Source organism: Allobosea sp. P4_C6 (assembly GCF_056402015.1).
The window spans coordinates 1-526 of record NZ_JBFUIF010000343.1; the positions used below are offsets into that span (position 1 = coordinate 1).

The 526-nt window shown below is 44.1% G+C and carries 1 protein-coding gene; it reads left to right on the forward strand.

All coding sequences use genetic code 11. From position 1 onward, the window contains the following. Nucleotides 1–526 (forward strand): hypothetical protein (locus tag AC1DVA_RS29030; protein ID WP_476808225.1); only part of this gene is annotated, 526 nt, incomplete at both ends.

The window sequence follows — 526 nt, forward strand, 5'->3', positions numbered from 1 at the left end:
GCTATTACGCTTTCTTCACATTGCTGCTGCTGGGGTTTGCCGCTTTTGTTAGGATGCTGTCTGGAGATTTGCGGCGTCCTTCAAATATTGTGATTCCATTGATATTCATTGGAACGATGTTTGCCACGGTTCTGACGCTCTCTTATCCTATCCGCCACTACCGCGCGATGAACCCTGGCGAAGCAAATCAAGATCAGATGAAACAGCCCTACGATGCTGAAATTTATTCACCGTCGTTGAAGTTGCTTGTAACCCCGCTAGTAAACCATCGTATCAAATTCTTGGCTGATACCGGTAAGTGGATGGTTGAGACGGCAAATTTCAATAGAAAATTCCCGTATCTAGCCGGGCAGACTATGGTTCTTCTGGGGACTTTTGGAACTTTGTTTCTAATTGGATCATTCTGTACATTAATCAGTTCGGCTGCCTCCCGTCGAGCGAGTGATATTATTGAGCATGGCGCTAATCAGAATCATAATACCATTATAATTGTGAGTCTAATCGCATTCTTTGTGTTATTGTGCAG